A 3,151-nucleotide genomic window follows, 5' to 3' on the forward strand; every position below is an offset into this window, starting at 1 on the left:
GAGAGCAATGATGGAACCCGCCGGCGAGCGCGGGCCGGCTGAAGCACCCAGCATCCATCGAGCCGGTCTCGCGGCCGAGCTCTTCTGGCGGGGGGAATCAACGGTTCTACCGGACAGGAGGTGACCGATGATGTGTCGGAAACTCAGAGTCGCAGCGCTGGTGATGCCGGTGCTCGCCCTCCTCGCCGTCCCCTCGTTCGCTCAGTCAGACGGGACGGTCGTTCTGGAGACGCCTGAGAAGGGCCGCGGCGAGACCCTCGTCATCACGGCGGAAGAGGTCGACGGCACCATGTACGTTCAGGCCGCGCCCGCGAAGGACGAGCACACCAGGAAGGAGATCAAGGTCGTCAAGGCCGGCGAGTCGCACGCGTGGCTCGGTGTCGGCATCCAGGAGCTCGACGCGGACATGATGGAGGCCCTGGACCTCGACGAGGACGTCGAGGGCATCCTCATCAACGAGATCTATGAGGACAGCCCCGCCGAGGCGGCCGGCCTCATGAAGGGCGACGTTATCCTCACGTTCGCCGGCGAGAAGGCGACCGATGTTACGGCGCTCGTGAAGACGGTCAGGGACAGGAAGCCCGGCGAGAGCGTCGAGGTCACCGTCCTCAGGGACGGCGTCGAGACGACGCTCATCGCGACGCTCGGTGAACGCGAGGCCGAGGAGATGGTCTGGATCAACCCGATCGATATGGGAGAGATCAGCCTCGAGTTCCTCGAAGCACTGAACGAGATGAAGATCCCCGAGATCGAACTCGGCATTGCCGGCCTGGCCCGGAGGGGCAAGCTCGGCGTCTACGTCGAGGACATCGGCGGCGGTCTGGCCGAGTATTTCGAGGTTCCCGACGGCAAGGGTGTCCTGGTCGAGGACGTGGTCGAGGACGGGCCGGCCGACAAGGCGGGCATCAAGGCCGGCGATGTCATCATCCGGATCGGCGACGAGCGCGTGACGAACACCGCGACGCTGGTCAAGGCCATCGCCGGCACGGAGTCTGGGGAGCCCACGCCGATAGGGATCGTCCGAAAGGGCCGGGAGATGGAGGTCACCGCCACCATCGAGCATCCCGAGGTCACCGGCGAGGAGCTCAGGCACAAGCTGATGATGATGCAGGGAGCCACGGACGAGCACACGCGGCAGCTGATGCTGCAGGACCTCTCCGAGGAACAGCGTGAGATGCTCGAGGAGGAGCTCGAGAAGCTCAAGGACGAACTCGAGGAGCTCAAGGAGGAGCTTCGCGAGATGAGGAACCGGGACTGACAGCAGACACGTCAGGCGCGGAGAGCCGCGATCTCTCCGCTTTCAGGGCCCCCTGCCTTCCAGCTCACGGCGGGGGGCCCGGCCTTTGTGTGGAGGCTCCACCGGCCGCTTGACATGTCGTCCGAAACCCCGCCCCCCGCTTCACGGACGCACGACGTCAGGAGACCGTCGTCCCGTAAACCGTCCTGACGAGCCGCTCCATCGCCGGCGAGAGCTCTTGTCCGCGCCGCCCCATCACGACGCGCGCCGTCTCGAGGGCGCGCTCGATGTCGTGGTCGGCGACACCCGCTCCGGTGGCCCAGGTGAAGGGCCGGACCTCCTTCGGGGGGAAACCGTCCACGGCGAGGTTGGAGAAGACCCCGACGGTCGTGCCGGTATTGAGCTTCGTGCCGATGGCGGTCTTCGAGTGGTCGCCGATGAACGCGCCGACGAACCGCGAGCCGGTGTCGATCGTCTCGCCGCCCATGACGACCGTAACGGTCCCGTACGTGTTCTTGAGGTCGCTGTTGTCGGTCCCGGCGCCCAGGTTGACCCAGTGACCGACGTACGCGTGCCCGAGAAATCCGTCGTGCTGCTTGTTAGACCACCCGAGGATGGTCGAGCACTCGACCTCTCCCCCGACCTTCGAACCCGGACCGATGACGGTGCCCTCGTAGATCTTCGCGCCGACCTTGACGGTCGACCCCTCGCCGATGAAGGCCGGGCCCTGAATGTAGGCGTTCGCCATGACGGTCGCGCCTCGTGCCAGGTGAACGGGGCCGCCGCTCGCGTCGATGACGGCGCCGGGAGCGATCGAGCTCCCCTCCTCCATCGAGAGGCCCGCCAGCCTGACGACGACTGCCTCCTTCGCCACCTTCCCTTCACGCCCGCCCGAACCGACGAGGAGTCTGATGTCGGACTCGATCTCCTCCTCGGCCAGTCGGACGAGCTCCCAGGGACGGCCCACGACGCGCGCCGGCACCTCCTCACTCCCGTCGAGATCCAGGTCCTGAAGCCCCGCCCCGCCGGCCAACGCCTCGAGGCGTCCGCGCACCGGCTCTTTCAGGAGCGCCCCGACCGCCAGCCCTCCGGAGGTCAGGAGCGTATCGGGTCGCACGTCAGCCAGAGAGGCCAGCAGGCAGTCGTCGGCGAGCACATTGGCCAGCATGACGCATGTCGGCCCGTCGTCGAGGTCGGCATACCCGGCCCCGGGCCTCGCCTCCGCGACGACCTCCCGCAGCTCTGGACGCGGCAGATAGCCGACCTGCCAGTCCGGCCGCCGGAGCGTCACCTTCTGTGCCAGCGTGAGTCCTCCGACCCGCAGGTCGAACACCGGTCTCAGCGTGGTCAGCGGACCGAATCGGTCGCTGCCTTCAGCCTCGTAGATCAGACACTGCATCTCGACGTCCCCTCCGTCTATCGTCGTCTGGCGTTCTCCTCGACCTCCTCGAGAAGCCGCCGGTAGCTCTCGTACCGTCCCGGGTCGATCTCGCCGGCCTCGACCGCCTCCTTGACGGCGCACCCGGGCTCCGGCACGTGCCGGCAGCTCGTGAAGCGGCACTCGCCCACGTACTCCAGAAACTCCGGGAAGAGCGACGGCAGCTCCTCCGGTTCGATCCTCCAGAAGCCGAGCTCCCGGAACCCGGGCGTGTCGGCGACGAACGTCTTCTCGTCCAGCGGGAAGATATGGACGTTCGTCGTCGTGTGCTTTCCCTTTCCCGTCTTCCGGCTGACGCTGCGTACCCTGAGCCCGAGGCCGGGCTCGACAGCGTTCAGAAGCGAGCTCTTACCGGCCCCGCTCGGGCCGGCCAGCACCGAGAACCGCCCCGCAAGCTCATGCCGGAGTTCCTCGACCCCGTCGCCGCTGATCGCGCAGGTCGGCAGCACAGTGTAGCCCGCCGCCTCATAGGGCGC

3 protein-coding genes are annotated in these 3,151 nt (G+C 67.3%); 1 reads left to right on the plus strand and 2 read right to left on the minus strand.

What is annotated here, in order from left to right:
• The first annotated feature begins 127 nt into the window (after positions 1–127).
• Positions 128–1,258, plus strand: a complete 1,131-nt coding sequence (locus GF405_05200) for a PDZ domain-containing protein (GenBank protein ID MBD3367554.1) — start codon at positions 128–130, stop codon at positions 1,256–1,258.
• 157 nt (positions 1,259–1,415) lie between these two features.
• Here GF405_05200 and GF405_05205 read toward each other — a convergent pair whose 3' ends face one another.
• Both GF405_05205 and rsgA read right to left on the minus strand, forming a co-directional pair.
• Positions 1,416–2,636: a hypothetical protein gene (locus tag GF405_05205; GenBank protein MBD3367555.1), complete on the minus strand. Its 1,221-nt coding sequence runs from the start codon at positions 2,634–2,636 to the stop codon at positions 1,416–1,418.
• A gap of 17 nt (positions 2,637–2,653) precedes the next feature.
• Positions 2,654–3,151 (minus strand): ribosome small subunit-dependent GTPase A (gene rsgA, locus GF405_05210; protein MBD3367556.1); only part of this gene is annotated, 498 nt, incomplete at its 5' end.

Origin of the sequence: Candidatus Effluviviaceae Genus V sp. (assembly GCA_014728125.1) — a bacterium.
Taxonomy (GTDB): Bacteria; Joyebacterota; Joyebacteria; order Joyebacterales; family Joyebacteraceae; genus WJMD01.

Excerpts from the sequence above, each read along its gene's own strand:
- GF405_05200 (MBD3367554.1), top strand. The coding sequence starts at position 128 with ATGATGTGTCGGAAACTCAGAGTCGCAGCGCTGGTGATGCCGGTGCTC.
- GF405_05205 (MBD3367555.1), bottom strand. The coding sequence starts at position 2,636 with ATGCAGTGTCTGATCTACGAGGCTGAAGGCAGCGACCGATTCGGTCCG.